The sequence below is a fragment of the Aquamicrobium lusatiense genome, assembly GCF_014201615.1.
GTDB lineage: Bacteria > Pseudomonadota > Alphaproteobacteria > Rhizobiales > Rhizobiaceae > Mesorhizobium > Mesorhizobium lusatiense.
This window is the reverse complement of the sequence record NZ_JACHEU010000010.1, coordinates 14,099-30,694: the sequence shown is the minus strand read 5'-3', so window position 1 is coordinate 30,694 and position 16,596 is coordinate 14,099. Positions and strand designations below refer to the sequence as shown.

Annotated in this window: 18 protein-coding genes; 14 read left to right on the top strand and 4 right to left on the bottom strand. The window is 62.6% G+C overall.

Annotated features, from left to right (window positions below; genetic code table 11):
- Positions 1-196: 196 nt before the first annotated feature.
- Positions 197-1,075, top strand: coding sequence for a 3-hydroxybutyryl-CoA dehydrogenase (locus HNR59_RS20580; protein ID WP_183833227.1), 879 nt, complete (start codon positions 197-199; stop codon positions 1,073-1,075).
- 80 nt (positions 1,076-1,155) lie between these two features.
- On the opposite strand, the gene secA is transcribed toward HNR59_RS20580, so the two are convergent.
- Complete coding sequence (gene secA / locus HNR59_RS20575) at positions 1,156-3,882, bottom strand: preprotein translocase subunit SecA (protein WP_183833225.1); 2,727 nt, start codon at positions 3,880-3,882, stop codon at positions 1,156-1,158.
- Positions 3,883-4,138: 256 nt separating this feature from the next.
- Between secA and HNR59_RS20570 the strand changes: the two genes are divergently transcribed.
- The 6 genes from HNR59_RS20570 (at position 4,139) to HNR59_RS20545 (ending at position 8,339) form a co-directional block, all read left to right on the top strand.
- Complete coding sequence (locus HNR59_RS20570) at positions 4,139-5,047, top strand: peptidylprolyl isomerase (RefSeq protein ID WP_183833217.1); 909 nt, start codon at positions 4,139-4,141, stop codon at positions 5,045-5,047.
- A 147-nt stretch (positions 5,048-5,194) separates the two neighbouring features.
- The gene (gene argJ, locus HNR59_RS20565) at positions 5,195-6,436 is read left to right on the top strand and encodes a bifunctional glutamate N-acetyltransferase/amino-acid acetyltransferase ArgJ (protein ID WP_183833215.1); all 1,242 of its coding nucleotides are present in this window, start codon (positions 5,195-5,197) and stop codon (positions 6,434-6,436) included.
- Between the two features lie 5 nt (positions 6,437-6,441).
- Positions 6,442-7,209: a GNAT family N-acetyltransferase gene (locus tag HNR59_RS20560; protein WP_183833213.1), complete on the top strand. Its 768-nt coding sequence runs from the start codon at positions 6,442-6,444 to the stop codon at positions 7,207-7,209.
- Between the two features lie 4 nt (positions 7,210-7,213).
- Positions 7,214-7,627 (top strand): 8-oxo-dGTP diphosphatase MutT, encoded by a 414-nt coding sequence (gene mutT, locus HNR59_RS20555; RefSeq protein ID WP_183833211.1) that lies wholly within the window; start codon positions 7,214-7,216, stop codon positions 7,625-7,627.
- Between the two features lie 192 nt (positions 7,628-7,819).
- Positions 7,820-8,065 carry a hypothetical protein gene (locus tag HNR59_RS20550; RefSeq protein WP_246374895.1) on the top strand — a complete coding sequence of 82 codons (246 nt, stop codon included), beginning with the start codon at positions 7,820-7,822 and terminating at the stop codon, positions 8,063-8,065.
- A gap of 91 nt (positions 8,066-8,156) precedes the next feature.
- Positions 8,157-8,339, top strand: coding sequence for a Flp family type IVb pilin (locus HNR59_RS20545; RefSeq protein WP_183833207.1), 183 nt, complete (start codon positions 8,157-8,159; stop codon positions 8,337-8,339).
- Positions 8,340-8,343: 4 nt separating this feature from the next.
- Here HNR59_RS20545 and yihA read toward each other — a convergent pair whose 3' ends face one another.
- Positions 8,344-9,027, bottom strand: coding sequence for a ribosome biogenesis GTP-binding protein YihA/YsxC (gene yihA, locus HNR59_RS20540; protein ID WP_183833205.1), 684 nt, complete (start codon positions 9,025-9,027; stop codon positions 8,344-8,346).
- Between the two features lie 343 nt (positions 9,028-9,370).
- Between yihA and HNR59_RS20535 the strand changes: the two genes are divergently transcribed.
- Positions 9,371-10,645 (top strand): polyhydroxyalkanoate depolymerase, encoded by a 1,275-nt coding sequence (locus HNR59_RS20535; protein WP_183833203.1) that lies wholly within the window; start codon positions 9,371-9,373, stop codon positions 10,643-10,645.
- A gap of 132 nt (positions 10,646-10,777) precedes the next feature.
- Positions 10,778-11,401: a transglutaminase-like cysteine peptidase gene (locus HNR59_RS20530; protein ID WP_183833200.1), complete on the top strand. Its 624-nt coding sequence runs from the start codon at positions 10,778-10,780 to the stop codon at positions 11,399-11,401.
- A gap of 58 nt (positions 11,402-11,459) precedes the next feature.
- On the opposite strand, the gene HNR59_RS20525 is transcribed toward HNR59_RS20530, so the two are convergent.
- Complete coding sequence (locus HNR59_RS20525; RefSeq protein WP_183833229.1) at positions 11,460-12,332, bottom strand: methyltransferase domain-containing protein; 873 nt, start codon at positions 12,330-12,332, stop codon at positions 11,460-11,462.
- A gap of 63 nt (positions 12,333-12,395) precedes the next feature.
- Between HNR59_RS20525 and HNR59_RS20520 the strand changes: the two genes are divergently transcribed.
- From HNR59_RS20520 to HNR59_RS20500, 5 genes are all read left to right on the top strand, one after another.
- Complete coding sequence (locus tag HNR59_RS20520) at positions 12,396-13,205, top strand: ComF family protein (protein WP_425488691.1); 810 nt, start codon at positions 12,396-12,398, stop codon at positions 13,203-13,205.
- A gap of 30 nt (positions 13,206-13,235) precedes the next feature.
- A complete protein-coding gene (grxC, locus tag HNR59_RS20515; RefSeq protein WP_183833196.1) occupies positions 13,236-13,499 on the top strand; it encodes a glutaredoxin 3 in 264 nt (87 codons plus the stop codon).
- Positions 13,500-13,517: 18 nt separating this feature from the next.
- Positions 13,518-14,378, top strand: a complete 861-nt coding sequence (locus HNR59_RS20510) for a carbon-nitrogen hydrolase family protein (RefSeq protein ID WP_183833194.1) — start codon at positions 13,518-13,520, stop codon at positions 14,376-14,378.
- Positions 14,375-14,800, top strand: a complete 426-nt coding sequence (locus tag HNR59_RS20505) for a DUF1178 family protein (protein ID WP_183833192.1) — start codon at positions 14,375-14,377, stop codon at positions 14,798-14,800. The genes HNR59_RS20510 and HNR59_RS20505 overlap by 4 nt, the downstream gene beginning before the upstream one ends.
- 100 nt (positions 14,801-14,900) lie before the next feature.
- Positions 14,901-15,809 (top strand): DMT family transporter, encoded by a 909-nt coding sequence (locus HNR59_RS20500; protein ID WP_183833189.1) that lies wholly within the window; start codon positions 14,901-14,903, stop codon positions 15,807-15,809.
- A 15-nt stretch (positions 15,810-15,824) separates the two neighbouring features.
- On the opposite strand, the gene ubiG is transcribed toward HNR59_RS20500, so the two are convergent.
- Complete coding sequence (ubiG, locus tag HNR59_RS20495; protein ID WP_183833187.1) at positions 15,825-16,577, bottom strand: bifunctional 2-polyprenyl-6-hydroxyphenol methylase/3-demethylubiquinol 3-O-methyltransferase UbiG; 753 nt, start codon at positions 16,575-16,577, stop codon at positions 15,825-15,827.
- Positions 16,578-16,596: the final 19 nt, after the last annotated feature.

Sequence of the window (16,596 nt, the reverse complement as noted above, 5' to 3'; positions counted from 1 at the left end):
CAAGGACGAGGAAGCCCCCATCTTCCAGGTCGCCGACTACGGCATCGTCGGCGACCTCTTCACCATCATCCCAGAGCTCCAAAAGGCGCTTTGACCGCCCGGCGCAATACGTATTAAACTGTCAGGGACGGGGTGGACGCAGTCGCCCCGTCCTTTTAGTTTGCAGTGCACAAATATCAATCAGACGGGGTCAGGAATGAGCAGGATCGGAACGGTCGGCATCGTCGGAGCGGGGCAGATGGGCGGAGGCATCGCGCATGTTTCGGCTCTCGCCGGCTATGACGTGCTCGTCTACGACATTTCCTCCGACCGCATTGAAAAGGGTCTCGCCACCATCAGTGGCAACCTTGCGCGGCAGGTGTCTTCCGGCAAGCTCGACGAACAGGTCCGCAAGGAAGCGCTTTCGCGCATTTCCGGCGCCCAGTCCATGTCCGATCTGGCCGCTGCCGATCTGGTCATCGAGGCGGCGACGGAAGACGAGACGGTCAAGCGCAAGATTTACGCCGAGCTTTGTCCGCAGCTCAATCCGGCGGCCATTCTTGCGACCAACACCTCCTCCATCTCGATCACGCGCCTTGCGGCGCAGACGGATCGTCCGGAGCGCTTCATCGGCATCCACTTCATGAACCCGGTGCCGGTGATGAAGCTGGTCGAGCTGGTGCGCGGCATCGCCACCGATGACCAGACCTTCGAGACGGCGAAGGCCTATGTGAATGCTCTCGAAAAGACGATCACCGTCTCGGAAGATTTTCCGGCTTTCATCGTCAACCGCATCCTCCTGCCGATGATCAACGAGGCGATCTACACGCTTTACGAGGGCGTGGGCTCGGTCGAGGCGATCGATACGGCGATGCGGCTTGGCGCCAACCACCCGATGGGTCCGCTCCAGCTCGCCGACTTCATCGGCCTCGATACCTGCCTGTCGATCATGCAGGTGCTGCATGACGGCCTTTCGGATTCCAAGTACCGCCCGTGCCCGCTGCTGGTGAAATATGTCGAGGCCGGCTGGCTGGGCCGCAAGGCAGGCCGCGGCTTCTACGATTACCGCGGTGAGCATCCTGTGCCGACTCGCTGACGTCTGCTGTCTTTACGGCAATAAAAAAAGCCCGCTGTTATCAGCGGGCTTTTTTTGTTCTTAGGAAAAGCCTTCGCCGATCAGGCGAAGGTGCCGTGGCAGTGCTTGTACTTCTTGCCGGAGCCGCAGGGGCAGGGCTCGTTGCGGCTGACCTTGCCCCATGTCGCCGGATCGGCCGGATCGCGGTCCTCGGGGGCGATGACGGCGCTGGCATCAGCGCGCAGCAGCACGGCCGAATCACCAAAATCGTCCTCGCCGGTGGTGGCGTCGATGTGCTGGCCATGCGCCTCCGGCGCCTCGGGGGGAGGAGCGTCCGCCGCCTGGCGCACCAGTTCGACACGCATCAGCTGTGCGGTAACAGCCTGACGCAGATTGCCCAGCATGGCCTGGAACAGTTCAAAGGCCTCGGCCTTGTATTCCTGCAGCGGGTCGCGCTGAGCGTAGCCGCGGAAGCCGATCACCGAACGCAGATGGTCGAGGTTGACGATGTGCTCGCGCCACAGATGATCGAGCGTCTGCAGCATGATCGAGCGTTCGACATAGTTCATCACATCCGGCCCGAAGCGTTCGGCGCGGTCCTTCGCGGCGGCCTCGGCGGCCTCGGTAATGCGCTGGCGAATATCGTCCTCGGCGATGCCTTCTTCCTTCGCCCATTCCTCGACGGGCAGGTCGAGATTGAGGTACTGGGCGACCTCGGCGCGCAGACCTGCCAGATCCCACTGTTCGGGATAGGCGTTCTCGGGGATTGCCTTGTTGACGATTTCCTCGATGACGCCGGTCCGCATCTCTGCGATCGTCTCGCCGAGGCCTTCGCCGTCCATCAGCTCGATGCGCTGTTCGAACACCACCTTGCGCTGGTCGTTGGCGACGTCGTCATATTTCAGCAAGTTCTTGCGGATGTCGAAGTTGCGGGCCTCAACCTTGGTCTGGGCCTTTTCCAGAGCCTTGTTGATCCACGGATGAATGATGGCCTCGTCTTCCTTCAGGCCGAGCTTCTGGAGCATGCTGTCCATGCGCTCGGAGCCGAAGATGCGCATCAGGTCATCCTGAAGCGAGAGATAGAATTTGGAGCGGCCGGGGTCGCCCTGACGGCCGGAGCGACCGCGCAACTGGTTGTCGATGCGCCGCGATTCGTGGCGCTCGGTGGCGAGAACGTAAAGCCCGCCGGCGGCCAGCGCCTGCTCCTTCAGCCTTGCAATGTCCTCGCGGATCGCCTTCTCTCGCGCCTCGCGCTCGGGGCCGGCCGGCATGTCGCCCAGCTCTTCCTCGATGCGCATGTCGGCATTGCCGCCAAGCTGGATATCGGTGCCGCGGCCGGCCATGTTGGTGGCGATGGTGACTGCGCCCGGCTTTCCGGCCTGCGCGACGATCGATGCTTCGCGCTCGTGATGGCGGGCGTTGAGCACCTCGAAGTCGGTCAGCCCGTCCTTCTTAAGCCTCTCAGCCAGATATTCGGACTTTTCGATGGAGGTGGTGCCGACGAGGATCGGCTGGCCCTTGGCGCGCGCCTCCTTGATTTCCCTGACGATCGCCTTGTATTTCTCTTCGACCGTCCGGTAGACCTCATCATCCTCGTCGATGCGCTGGACGGGGAGGTTGGTCGGGATTTCAGTGACTTCCAGACCGTAGATGTTGCCGAATTCCTCGGCTTCGGTCAGCGCCGTGCCGGTCATGCCCGACAGCTTCTCATACATGCGGAAGTAATTCTGGAAGGTCACCGAGGCCAGAGTCTGGTTTTCCGGCTGGATCTGGACGTGTTCCTTGGCCTCCAGCGCCTGATGCAGGCCTTCCGAATAGCGGCGGCCGGGCATCATGCGGCCGGTGAATTCGTCGATGATGACGATTTCGTTGTCGCGGACGATATAGTCCTTGTCCCGCTGGAACAGGCGGTGCGCCTTCAACGCGTTGTTGACGTGGTGAACCATGGCGACGTTCTCGACGTCGTATAGCCCGTCGCCCTTCAGCAGGCCGGCGGCACGCAGCATGCCTTCGAGCTTCTCGGTGCCATCCTCGGTGAAGATGGCTGTCTTCTGCTTTTCGTCGACCTCGTAGTCTTCCGGCTTGAGCTGGATGATGAAGGCATCGACGGTATTGTACATCTCGGAACGGTCCTCAAGCGGACCGGAGATGATCAGCGGCGTGCGGGCCTCGTCGATGAGGATGGAGTCCACCTCGTCGACGATGGCGTAGTTGTGGCCGCGCTGAACCATCTGCGCGCGATCATACTTCATGTTGTCGCGCAGATAGTCGAAGCCGAGCTCGTTGTTGGTGGCGTAGGTGATGTCGCAGGCATAGGCATCGCGGCGCTCTTCGTCGGAGAGGCCGTGGACGATGATGCCCACCGTGAGGCCGAGAAACCGATGGAGCTTGCCCATCCAGTTCGCGTCGCGCGAGGCGAGATAGTCGTTGACGGTAACGACATGTACGCCCTTGCCGGTGAGGGCATTGAGATAGGTCGGCAAGGTGGCGACCAGAGTCTTGCCTTCGCCGGTGCGCATCTCGGCGATGCCGCCATTATGCAGCACCATGCCGCCGATCATCTGAACGTCGAAGGGGCGCATGCCGAGCACGCGCCGCGCCGCCTCGCGCACGGTGGCGAAGGCGGGAATCAGAAGGTCGTCGAGGGTCTTGCCATCGGCAAGCTGTTTGCGGAATTCGTCGGTGCGCGCTCTCAGCTGTTCGTCGGAAAGAGCCTTGAGCTCCTCCTCCAGCGCGTTTATTTCCGCAACCCGGGCTCGGGTCGCCTTGATGCGCCGATCGTTTGAGGAACCGAAGATCTTACGGGCGAGTCCGCCAAGACTGACCATGAAATGGCCCTTTCAATTGCAATCCTGAATATCGCGGCAGATGCCGGTTTGCTCCGTCATATCCGCCATTGCGCATAGGGAATACCATAAATCGCTTGGAAAACGGTTATGGACGCAAAGTCGTGGGACAGATAAGAGTCGCCACCACCGATGTCAACGGCACGATCTTTTTCGCATGAATGCGCGGAATTCCGCCACATTTTCGCTAACTGGAAGTGCTTTGAAACTGTTCGCAATCTCCACCGGAGTTTCTTTCATGTCATTTTCGTACCGTCGCGTGTCGCTTGCCAGCCTTGGCATGGCCGTCGGCCTTTCCGCTCTGGCTCTGGCGCCGCTCGCGGCTCAGGAGCAGGCTCCGGCCGCAGCTGCGGCAGAAGCTGCAACCCCGGTCGATCCAAAGGCCGTCGTCGCCACCGTCGACGGGCAGACGATCACCGAAGCCGATCTGGAACTCGCGCAGAGCGAGCTGGCGCAGCAGTTCGCGCAGTTGCCTGAGGCCCAGCGCCGTGCAGCAGCTCTCTCGGCCGCGATCGAAGTGAGGGTGCTGTCCAACAAGGCAATTGCTGAAGGCCTCGACAAGGATGAGGATTTCCAGCGCCGCGCAGCCTTCCTCCAGGCCCGTGCCCTGCATGGCCAGCTCGTCGAGAAGGAAGTTGTCGGCAAGATCACGGATGACGAGATCCGCGCCCGCTACGACAAGGAAATCTCAGCCACCACGCCCGTCAACGAGGTCCACGCCCGCCATATTCTGGTGAAGACCAAGGAAGAGGCCGACAAGATCGTCAAGGATCTGGACGGCGGCGCCGATTTCGAGAAGCTCGCCAACGAGCATACCACCGACCCGAGCGGCAAGACCAGCGGTGGCGATCTCGGTTATTTCGGTCCCGGCCAGATGGTGCCGGAATTCGAAAAGGCCGCCTTCGAAATCGCACCGGGCAGCTATGGCAAGGAGCCGGTGCAGACGCAGTTCGGCTGGCACGTCATCAAGGTTGAGGACAAGCGCGCCAAGGAGCCGCCGGCGTTCGATATGGTCAAGGAGCAGGTCAAGTCGCTGCTGATCCGCGACAAGTATTTCGCGCTGGTCAAGGATGCCCGCGCGGCGGCCAAGATCGACATTCCCGACGCTGACCTGAAGAAGGCCGTCGAAAGCGCCGACGGCGAATAAGCCAGTTTCCCTGGATGGGGAAACAGAAAGGCCGGTCCCATGACCGGCCTTTTTCATGACGGGCCCTCCAGAACCTTCAAACGCCTTGCGTGACGTTGCGCGATGAGGCAAATCCTGTCGCGTTCCACCTTTTTCAGCCGAGGCCACATGTCCGCTGCCATTTCCCCGCTTGCCCCCAAGAAATATCCGAAAATGCCGGCCATCGAGGGCGTGCGCATGGCGACCGCGGAAGCGGGCATCAAGTACAGGGGCCGCACCGATTTGCTGGCCATGGTGTTTGATGCGGGCACTGCCGTGGCTGGCGTGTTCACCCGCTCGAAATGTCCTTCCGCCCCGGTCGACTTCTGCCGGGAGAACCTGCCGGGCGGCAAGGCGCGGGTGCTGGTCGTCAATTCGGGCAATGCCAATGCCTTCACCGGCAAGAAGGGCCGCGAGACGACCTCCGCCACCGGCAAGGCGGCGGCGAAGGCAGCAGCTTGTTCCGAAAGCGAGGTTTTCCTCGCCTCCACGGGCGTGATCGGCGAACCGCTCGATCCGGCCCGTTTCACGCATCTGCTCGATGCGCTGGTCAGCGATGCAAAGCCCGAGCTCTGGAAAGAGGCCGCCAGCGCCATCATGACCACCGACACCTATCCCAAGGTGGCGACGGCGACGGTGAAGCTTGGTGACGTTGACGTGACCATCAACGGCATCGCCAAGGGCGCGGGGATGATCGCGCCGGATATGGCGACGATGCTCTCCTTTATTGCCACCGATGCGCCGATCGCCGCGCCTGTGTTGCAGGCGCTGCTGTCCGGCGGCACGGCAAAGACCTTCAACGCGGTGACCGTCGATTCCGACACCTCGACCAGCGACACGCTGCTGCTGTTTGCGACCGGCGCCGCTGCAAAGCGCGGCGCGCCTGCCATCAACGACGTGAAGGATCCGCGCCTGTCGTCCTTCAAGCGCGCACTCGGCAAGATCCTGAAGTCGCTGGCCTTGCAGGTTGTGCGCGACGGCGAGGGCGCACGCAAGCAGATCGAGATCACCGTGGAGGGCGCAAAATCGGCACGCTCGGCCAAGCGCATCGCGCTTGCCATCGCCAATTCGCCGCTGGTCAAGACCGCTGTCGCCGGCGAGGACGCCAACTGGGGTCGGGTGGTGATGGCCGTCGGCAAGGCGGGCGAGCCGGCCGACCGCGACCGCCTGTCGATCTGGTTCGGCGACAATCGCCTCGCCCATGAGGGCGAGCGCGACGTTTCCTATTCCGAAGAGGCGACATCGGCCTATATGAAACGCGATGAGATCGCCATCCGGGTCGATCTGGGCATCGGCAGGGGCAAGGCCACGGTGTGGACCTGTGACCTGACCAAGGAATATGTCACCATCAACGGAGACTATCGGAGCTGACCACCGTGATCCATCCGAGCGAGCAACTGGCTTCGGTGCGCCGCTTCGAGGCGGCGGGCTTCCGCGCATGGCCGGCTGCTGCTGTCCATTACGATGGCACCTGGGTGATCCGGCTGACCGCCGGGCATCCGGCCAAGCGTCTCAACTCCGTCAATCCGCTCGACCGGGGCGATGTGGCCAGCATCACGGAGCGTGTGGCGCGCGCCGGACGCCGTTTCGAGTCCTATGGTCGTCCCCTGACGTTTCGCGTGTCGCCGCTGGCAGGGCCTGAGCTTTCCGCATGGTTCGATGGCGAGGGCTGGTCCCGCTTCGACGACTCGCTGGTCATGAGCATGCCGCTGGTCGAGGCGCAGGTTGATGAGGCCATCGACCAGATTCCGTTGAAGGATATCGGACGCTTCGTGTCGGCTTCGCTGGAAGTGCAGGGGGCCGACGCTTCTCTGCGTGCGGGTCTTTCCGAGATCATCGGCGCGATACAGCCGCAAACCGGACTGTTTGCGATGGAACGCGGGAATGAGCCGCTTGCCAGCCTGATCTGCGTTCACGACGGTGATCTGGCCGGGCTGTTCGAGATTGCAACCCGTGCCGGAGAGCGTCGGCAGGGGCATGGCCGCAAGCTGGTTCTTTCGGCGCTGAAATGGGCGCGCCTGCGCGGGGCACGGCAGGCATGGTTGCAGGTGGAAGCCGCCAACGAGCCGGCGCTTGCGCTTTACCGTTCCCTCGGGTTCACCGAGGTCTATCGCTATCACTATCGCCGTCCGCCCGGAGCCTGAAAGCGTGACCGACAAGCCGAGACGTCTTTTGCTGGTCAGCGCCTGCGCGCTCGTCGATGCCGACGGACGGGTGCTGATCGCCCAGCGGCCAGAAGGCAAGCAGCTTGCAGGCCTGTGGGAATTTCCCGGCGGCAAGGTGGAGCAGGGCGAGACGCCGGAGGAATGCCTGGTGCGGGAGCTGCGCGAGGAGCTCGGCATCGAGACGCAGATTCCGTGCCTTGCACCACTGACCTTCGCCAGCCACACCTATGACGATTTCCACCTGCTGATGCCGCTCTATGTGTGCAGGCGCTTCACCGGCACGCCGCAGCCTCGCGAGGCGCAGGCGCTGAAATGGGTGCGCCCGCGCCAGATGCGCGACTATCCGATGCCGCCGGCCGATGCGCCGCTGATCCCCTTCCTGATCGATCTCCTGTAACGCGGCAACGCCTCCCGCATTTCGCTTTAAGGTTGTATTAAGCATGTTCTGAAAAACTGAACATGGCTTCGGTCCTTTGCTGGTCCGTAGGGGTGTGGGCAATTTTCCGGGGAGGCCGGTTTGAGTCTCGACAACGACTGGGAAAGAATTCGCGGGCGTCGCCAGGCGGTCGTGAGACGCGGAGGCATGGGCATGTTGCGGCTTTCGCTGCTTTTCGGAACGGCGGCTGCCGCCCTCACCCTGCTGGTAACGCCATATCTGGCGGACAGGACCGCTCACCAGTTGTCCCGCGCCGAGCCGGCGGGACTTGATTTCATGAGCACGGGTTCCGTGGCGCGTGGCACAAACACATACACCATGCGCAGAAGCGTGTTGCAGGCTTCCAACACCGGCGTCTGCATCATTCGCGCCAATGGCTCACGCAGCGGAGATTGCTGAACCGCGGCACTTTACCCTGCGTTAACGCTGTTGCGTTAACCTTCCTTAATCCCTGCCCGATAGGTTCTCTTCAAAAGAGGGGCATTCGCGCATGGTCGTTCTCATCCGGCAGTTCCTTGCAGACCAGACCGGCACTGCCGCGATCGAATATGGCCTTATCGCTACACTGATCACGCTTGCCATCATCGTGGCGCTCGGCGGAGCCGCGGATCAGGTAACGGCCATGTGGGGATCGAACGATTCAAAGATCAGCCAGGCCATGAGCAGCCCATAAGGGACTATTCTCCACGTGCGCACTGGATGATGGCGGCCCGCAACTCGTCCAGCCCCTGATTCTTTTCCGAAGAGGTCGCCAGCACGGCCGGGAACGCTGCCGGACGCTTGCGGATTTTCTGCACTGTATCCTCGATCAGCCGCGGCACGCCGGCGGCTTTTATCTTGTCAGTCTTGGTCAGAACGATCTGATAGGAAACGGCTGCCTTGTCGAGCAGGGACAGCACGTCCTCGTCATTGGCTTTGATGCCATGGCGGGAATCGATGAGCACATAGACGCGCTTCAGCGTCACGCGGCCTTTCAGATAGTCGAACACCAGCTTCGTCCACTGATCGACATGCTCCTTGGGCGCCTGCGCGTAGCCGTAGCCGGGCATGTCGACCAGCGCCAGCGGGGGCAGATCGGCATCCTGCCCGGAAAATCCGTCTGGAACGAAGTAGTTCAGCTCTTGCGTGCGACCGGGGGTGTTGGAGGTGCGCGCCAAACCCTTTCTCGAGACCAGCGCGTTGATGAGCGACGACTTGCCGACATTGGAGCGGCCGGCAAGGGCGATCTCCGGCGGGCCTTCGGGCGGCAGAAATTTCATCGCCGGCACGCCGCGGATGAAAACCCAGGGCCGTGTGAACAATGCGATATCGAGGCCGGAGGTTGCCACCGTGGCAACGCTGGTCTGATCGGGCGCGGTCATGAAATGCCTTTCACGCTGGAGCCGCGATCATTCTGGCGAATGTGGGTTCGCTGCTCCAGATATTTCTTTGTAGCCATATTGCTGCGGTGCCGGACGATTTCGTCCGGCCGCCCAACGCTCCAGCCTTGTTGAAACCGCTTATAAGCGGCCCCATGCGGCTAGTCCAGAAAGCGAATCGTTGGGAAGGTGTTAGCCGGCGGGTGAAATTACGCTGTGCGCACAGGAATTTGGCACTTTGTTGCATGGAATATTGCATAGCAGCAATATGTTGTTAATTTCACGGTCCGACAGTGAAGGTCCGGCGTCGCCGTCCTCATAGGTCGTCAGGTGGCAAGGACTTTTGATGTTCTATCAGCTTTACGAACTGAATCATGCCGCATTGCAGCCCGCCCGCGCTTTTGCGGATGCCATGCACGCGCTCTATTCCAACCCGCTCAATCCGTTTTCGGGAACCGTGTGGGGGCGATCGGTGACCGCGACGGCAGAGCTTTTCGAGCGTAGCACCCGCCACTATGGCAAGCCGGAGTTCGGGCTTCATACAACAAAGGTAGACTGGGCCACGGTCGACGTTGCGGAAAGGGTCGTCTGGTCGCGTCCCTTTTGCCGTCTGCTGAATTTTCATCGGGATCTGCCGGCTGGCCGGCGTCCGGATCCAAAGCTTCTGATCGTTGCGCCGATGTCCGGCCACTATGCGACGCTTCTGCGCGGCACCGTGGAAACCATGCTGCCGCACGCGGACGTCTACATCACCGACTGGACCGACGCGCGCATGGTGCCGGCTTCGGACGGCTGTTTCGATTTCGACGATTACGTGGACTACGTGATCGACATGCTGAACACGCTGGGCCCGGACACGCATGTGATGGCGGTCTGCCAGCCTTCCGTGCCCGTTCTGGTGGCCGCTGCGGTGATGGAGCAGCGCGGCGACCCGCTTGCCCCGGCGTCGATGACGCTGATGGGCGGCCCGATCGACACGCGCCGCAGCCCGACCGCCGTGAACGTGCTGGCCGAGGAAAAAGGGCTGGAGTGGTTTCGCGACAACGCCATCATGGAAGTGCCGTGGCCGGCGCCCGGCTTCGGCCGCAAGGTCTATCCGGGCTTCCTGCAACTGTCGGGCTTCATGAGCATGAACCTCGACCGCCACATGATCGCGCACAAGGACTTCTTCATGCACCTCGTCAAGGATGACGGGGACAGCGCAGAGAAGCACCGCGATTTCTATGATGAGTATCTGGCTGTGATGGACCTGACGGCAGAATTCTATCTGCAGACGGTCGACAGCGTCTTCATCAGCCATTCCCTGCCGAAGGGCGAAATGCGGCATCGCGGCAAGCTTGTCGATACGGGCGCCATTCGCAATGTCGCGCTGTTTACGGTCGAAGGCGAGAACGACGACATATCGGGGCTTGGCCAGACGCAGGCCGCGCACGACCTTTGCGTGAACCTGCCGGATTCCAGGCGGGCCCACTACATGCAGCCGCGCGTCGGTCACTATGGCGTGTTCAACGGTTCACGTTTCCGTGCCGAGATTGCCCCGCGCATCATGGATTTCATCGCCAGCAACAGGCAGGATGCCGCGGCCGCGAAGCCGCGTCTGGTACGCTCCAGACCTTCCTGACGCCGAGGCAGCGGCGACTGTTGCACATTCGCCGCTCTCCTTAACCATGTTTCAAGGCTCACCTTCAGGTCAATTGACACGAAGTGTAAATCGCCGTTAACGTTTTGTTAACGAACAGAGGCGAGCGGGCCAATGACTTCTTTTCCCTCAGGGCTGCGCTTGCGCGCCATCATGACAGGCATGACCGGGCTGGCAGCCGTGCTGGCTCTTGGTGTGCCGGCTGTGATGGCCGGCTCCATGGTGACGAGTGGCATCACCTCGCAGCCAATCGGCCATTACGATTTCTGCCAGATCAACAAGGCTGAATGCTCCATCCGCACGGTCGATCGCGGCCCGGTAAAGATGACGCAGCAGCTGTGGGACATGCTGGTGAAGGTTTCCGTCGGCGTCAACGCGGCCGTCACGCCCATGAGCGATATGGAAATCTACGGCAAGGAAGAAGTCTGGGCCTATCCCGACAATGGCGTTGGCGATTGCGAGGACTATGTGCTGGAAAAGCGCCGCCAGCTGAACAAGATGGGTGTTCCGCTTTCCGACCTGCTCATCACCGTGGTTCGCAAGCCCGATGGTGAAGGCCATGCCGTGCTGACGGTGCGCACCAGCAAGGGCGACTTCATTCTCGACAACCTGCGTGATGACGTGCGTTCGTGGGAAGACACCGGCTATCGGTACCTGAAGCGTCAGGCCTCGAACCATACCGGACGCTGGGTCTCGATCCGAGACGACCAGCAGGTTCTGGTCGGCTCGGTCCGTTAAGGCCTGCTTCGCGAACCCTGCGACGCTCCCTGCCGGAAATTGGCCGGAAGCCGGGATTTCATTGCTTTGTAGAGTTCTGAAGGGCCTCAGCCAGCGACATCTTCGCGCTGCCTGGCTTCAGCGGCTTTTGCTGCGAAGCATCGGGCGCCCAGCCTGACAGCCACACCACGGGAAAGCTTGCCCTGATGCGCCCGTCCGGATCGGAGAAGCGCTCGGCGTAGATTTCGGCTGCGCGGGCGAACAGCGCGCGCGTGGCCGGGCGGCGTGACCGATCGGCCAGCACGTTGGTTTCGCCCATGGCGCGCAGGTCCGCCATCAGCGCGAACATATGATCGTAGCGCACCGTCATGGTCTCGATGTCGGCGACGGGCAACGCAAATCCGGCGCGCTGCAACAGGGCGCCGGCATCACGCACATCCACGAAGGGGCTGATGCGCGGGCTGATGCCGCCATGAAGCTCTGTTTCTGCCGCAAGAAGGCTTTCGCGCAATTCGGCCAGCGTGCCTGCGCCAGCCATGGCGCCGAGAAACAAGCCGTCCGGCTTCAGCGCGCGCCTGATCTGCACCAGCATGCCGGGAATGTCGTTCATCGTCTGCAAGGACATGAGCGAGATGGCGAGGTCGATGCTTTCCGGTTCGAGCGGCACGGTCTCAAACGGAGCGAGTATCGTGTCCGCACCGCCGGCGAAACAGGCGTCGCACTCCACCCGCACGACGCTTTGCGCCTTGCCACTGTCGGTGATCGCCGCCATTGCCGCTGGCGTCTGGCAAAAAAGTGCTGCCGCCTGTCCGAACCGGCGGTCGACCGCCGAAAGCCGCTCGGCCAGATCGTCGGCGGCATGGCGCATGAGAAAGTCCGCGCCGGCGACATCGAGACGCTGAGCCCGACGCTTGTGGACCAGCCAGAGAGGGGTGTCGAAGAGGGTCTGCACCACGTATTGCGCTTCCGGATTTTCTGCTTAATTTGCCATCTGGGCTTACCAACTGGCAATCAGGTGGCCGATTGGAGGGGGGAGATCAAGGGGCTTGGCCGAACCATTTTCGACTGGCCGGCGCGGATATTGTTTCCCCCGGTGTGTGCCGGCTGTCGCCGTCAGGTCAGCCAGCCCGGCGTTTTGTGCGGTTCCTGCTGGCCGAGCCTGACCTTTCTGGAGCGGCCGTGGTGCCCCGTCATGGGCACGCCGTTTCCGCATGAAATGGGCGAGGGTTTCCTGTCGGGCGAGGCGCTGGCCGATCCGCCGCCCTTTGAGCGCGCCCGCGCGGCCGTGATCTATAGCGGAGTGGCCTGCGACATGGTGCGGGGCCTCAAATATCACGATCGCACCGATCTTGCGCCGTGGATGGCCGGATGGATGCAGAGGGCCGGCGCGGAATTGCTCGCCGAGGCAGAGGTGATCGTGCCGGTTCCGCTTTACTGGCGTCGCTTCTTTCGTCGCAAGTTCAACCAGTCGGCTGAGCTTGCCCGCGCGCTGTCGGCGCGTTCGGGCATAAGATTCGAGCCTTCTGTAGTGAAGCGCGTGCGCCAGACGCGGCCGCAGGTCGGGCTGGAGCGGCGCGAGCGCGAGGACAATCTGCGAGGTGCATTCCGCGTGCCGCCGGAAGGGATGCTTGCGATAGCGGGGCGAAGGGTGCTGCTAATCGACGATGTCTACACGACCGGCGCCACCGTGCGGGCCGTGACTCTTGCCCTGAAAAAGGGTGGGGCGGGGGCAGTGGACGTGCTCACCGTCGCGCGTGTGCTGCCGGGCGCCGGGACGGATGCCGGCCGGGGGGACTTCCAGCCTGCAACGACAGAGCCTATATGAATTCTGTGAAACAGGCAGGATTGTTGACCAATGGTCAATGTAACCATCTACACGCGCGCCATGTGCGGATATTGTTCGGCGGCAAAACGGCTTCTCGACCGCAAGGGCGTGGCCTACAAGGAGCTTGATGCTTCGTTTTCGCCGGAGCTGCGCCAGGAGATGATCTCCCGCGCCAACGGTCGAACCACATTTCCGCAGATTTTCATCGGTGCGCAGCATGTCGGCGGATGCGACGACCTGCATGCACTGGAAGAAACCGGCAGGCTCGACGCACTGCTGGCACAGGACGCCTGACATCGGAGGATAAAGCAGATGGGAGTGTTCAGGGCAGCAGCGGTCCAGATGCGTTCGGGCATGGAGCCTGAGCGCAACGCACGGGACATGGAGGCGCTCGTGCGCGAAGCCGCAGGGTTCGGCGCAACCTATGTGCAGACGCCTGAAATGACCGGCGCCATGGTGCGTGAAAAGGAAGCGCGCGAAAAACTCTTCGTGCCCGAGGATCGCGACATCATCGTCGCCACCGCCCGCCGTCTTGCGGAAGAACTCGGCCTGTTCCTGCATATCGGCTCAACGGCGATCCTGCGTGAGGACGGCAAGGTGGCCAACCGGGCGCTGCTGTTTTCCCCCACCGGCGAGACGCTCGCCACCTATGACAAGATCCACATGTTCGACGTCGATCTCGATCATGGCGAAAGCTGGCGCGAATCCGCGGCCTACGAGCCCGGAACACACGCCGTCACCGCCCGGATCAACGATGCGACGCTGGGCTTTGCCATCTGCTATGATCTGCGTTTCCCGCAGCTTTTTCGCGCCGAGGCGCTGGCCGGCGCACAGGTGCTGACCGTGCCGGCGGCGTTCACCCGGCAGACCGGCGAGGCGCACTGGCATGTTCTCCTGCGCGCGCGGGCTATCGAGAACGGCGCTTTCGTCGTTGCCGCCGCACAGGGCGGCCAGCATGAGGACGGGCGCGAGACGTTCGGCCATTCGCTCATCGTCGATCCGTGGGGACGTGTGCTTGCCGAGGCGGATCACGACCGGCCGGGCGTCGTCGTGGCCGAAATCGACCCCTCACAATCGGCTGCTGCGCGCGGCAAGATACCGAACCTGAAGAATGCACGGGAGTTCACGCTGGCGGACGGCGCCGGCCGGACAGTCGAAAGGGCAGAGGCTTGATCCGCTTTTCCCTCGTTTGCGAGCACGACCACGAGTTTGAAGCCTGGTTTCGCAGCAGCGACGACTTCGAAACCCAGAAGAAGCGCGGCTTCGTCGATTGCCCGGCCTGCGGTTCTTCAAAGGTGGAAAAGGCGCTGATGGCGCCCGCAGTCTCCACGTCGAAGAAGAAGGAAAAGATGGCGCTGGCCATGGGTGAGGCGCAGCGCCGGGCGCTGGAGGAGATCAAGGCGCTGGCGACAAAGGTGCGGGAGAATGCCGACTATGTCGGCGACAAATTCGCCGAGGAAGCCCGCAAGATCCATTTCGGCGAAGCGGATGCGCGCGGCATCTATGGCGAGGCGACGCTGGAAGAGGCGAAGGGCCTTGCAGAGGACGGCATAGAGTTCATGCCGATCCCTGTTTTCCCCGACGACAGGAACTGACCGGACCCTGCGTCCGGTCGCTCGGCGTCGGCTCTGGCCCAATTGCCCTGATGGGTGCTGACACATTTGCGTGCCCCGCCCAGCAGGCTAGCTTCCCCGCATGAAAGCACTCTGGGACTCGGCCGCCGGCCTTCTTCTGATCACCGGATTTCTGCTCGGCGTCGGGCTTCCGCTCGGCAAGATCGCGTCTGCGGCCGGCGTTCATGCCATGGTGTGGTCTTTCGTCATCTCGATGGGCGCGGGCGGCGTGCTGCTGTGCGTTCTGCTGGCGCGCCGCCAGCGCATGAGGCTGACCGGCCACCGGCTGCGCTATTTCCTGATCGCTGCCGCCATCTCCTATGCCCTGCCCAATCTGCTCGTCTTTTCGGTGATACCGAAGCTTGGCGCCGGCTATACCGGCATCATGTACACGCTGTCGCCCGTGGTGACGCTGGCGCTTTCGCTGCTGCTCGGCATGCAGCGCCCCAACGCGCTTGGCATGTCCGGAATAGCGATCGGCTTCGCCGGCGCGGCGCTGGTCGCGCTGACACGGGGCGAAGCCTCACAGCCGGCCGACCCGGTCTGGGTGGCGATCGGGCTTCTGCTTCCCGTGTTGCTGGCAGTCGGAAACATATACCGCACCATCGACTGGCCGGCGGATACGGGGCCGACGGAACTTGCCGTCGGCAGCCATCTGGCATCGGCAGCGATGCTGCTGGCCGCCATCGTCCTCATTCCGGGCCTGTCTGCGTTCACGCCGCTTGCCGAAGTGCCGTGGGTGACTTTTGCTCAGGTCGTGGCTGCTGCTGCCATGTTCGCCTTTTATTTCCGGCTGCAGGCGGTGGGCGGTCCAGTCTATCTCAGCCAGATCGGCTATGTCGCGGCGGCCGTGGCGCTGCTCGCCGGCACCATCTTTCTGGGCGAGCACTATCGCTGGGAAACGTGGCTGGGTGCGCTGATGGTGATGATCGGCGTCGCCATCACCACGAAGGCACAGAAAACCGCAGCACGGCGGCAGGCCGCAGGCTGATTCGGCCGTTTTGCCTCAGGCCGGCTTCGTCCGCTCCGCCAGAACCATGTAATTGACGTCCATGTCCTTCGAGCGCTGCCAGCGATCAGCCAGCGGATGATAGACGACGCCGGTGCGGTCGATGACGCTCAGGCCCGCATTGGCGAGCGCGCTTTCCAGCTCGTCCGGGCGGACCAGCTTGCCGAACTGGTGCGTGCCGCGCGGCAGCCAGCGCAGGACATATTCGGCGCCGACGATGGCCAGCCCCAGCGCCTTCAGCGTGCGGTTGATAGTGGCCACGAACATGATGCCGTCCGGCTTGACCATTTCTCCGCACTTGCTGATGAACAGTCCGATGTCGGAGACGTGCTCGACGACTTCCATGTTCAGCACGACGTCGAATTTTTCGCCCGCGTCGGCCAGATCCTCGGCCGTTGTGGCGCGGTAATCGATGCCGACGCCTGATTCGGCAGCATGGAGTTTTGCCACCTCGATGTTGGTTGCGGATGCATCGGCCCCGACGACCTCAGCGCCGAGACGGGCCATGGGCTCGCACAGCAGGCCGCCGCCACAGCCGATGTCGAGGATGCGAAGGCCTTCGAACGGACGCGCCGCATGGGTGTCCCTGCCGAAGCGCTCCGCGATCTGGTCGCGGATATAGGACAGGCGCACCGGATTGAACTTGTGCAGCGGGCGGAACTTGCCGTTCGGGTTCCACCATTCGGCGGAAAGTGCCGAAAAACGTTCAACTTCTCCGGAATCGATGGTCGATCGTCGGGTGTCGGACATGTTCTTGCTCTCCGTGGTT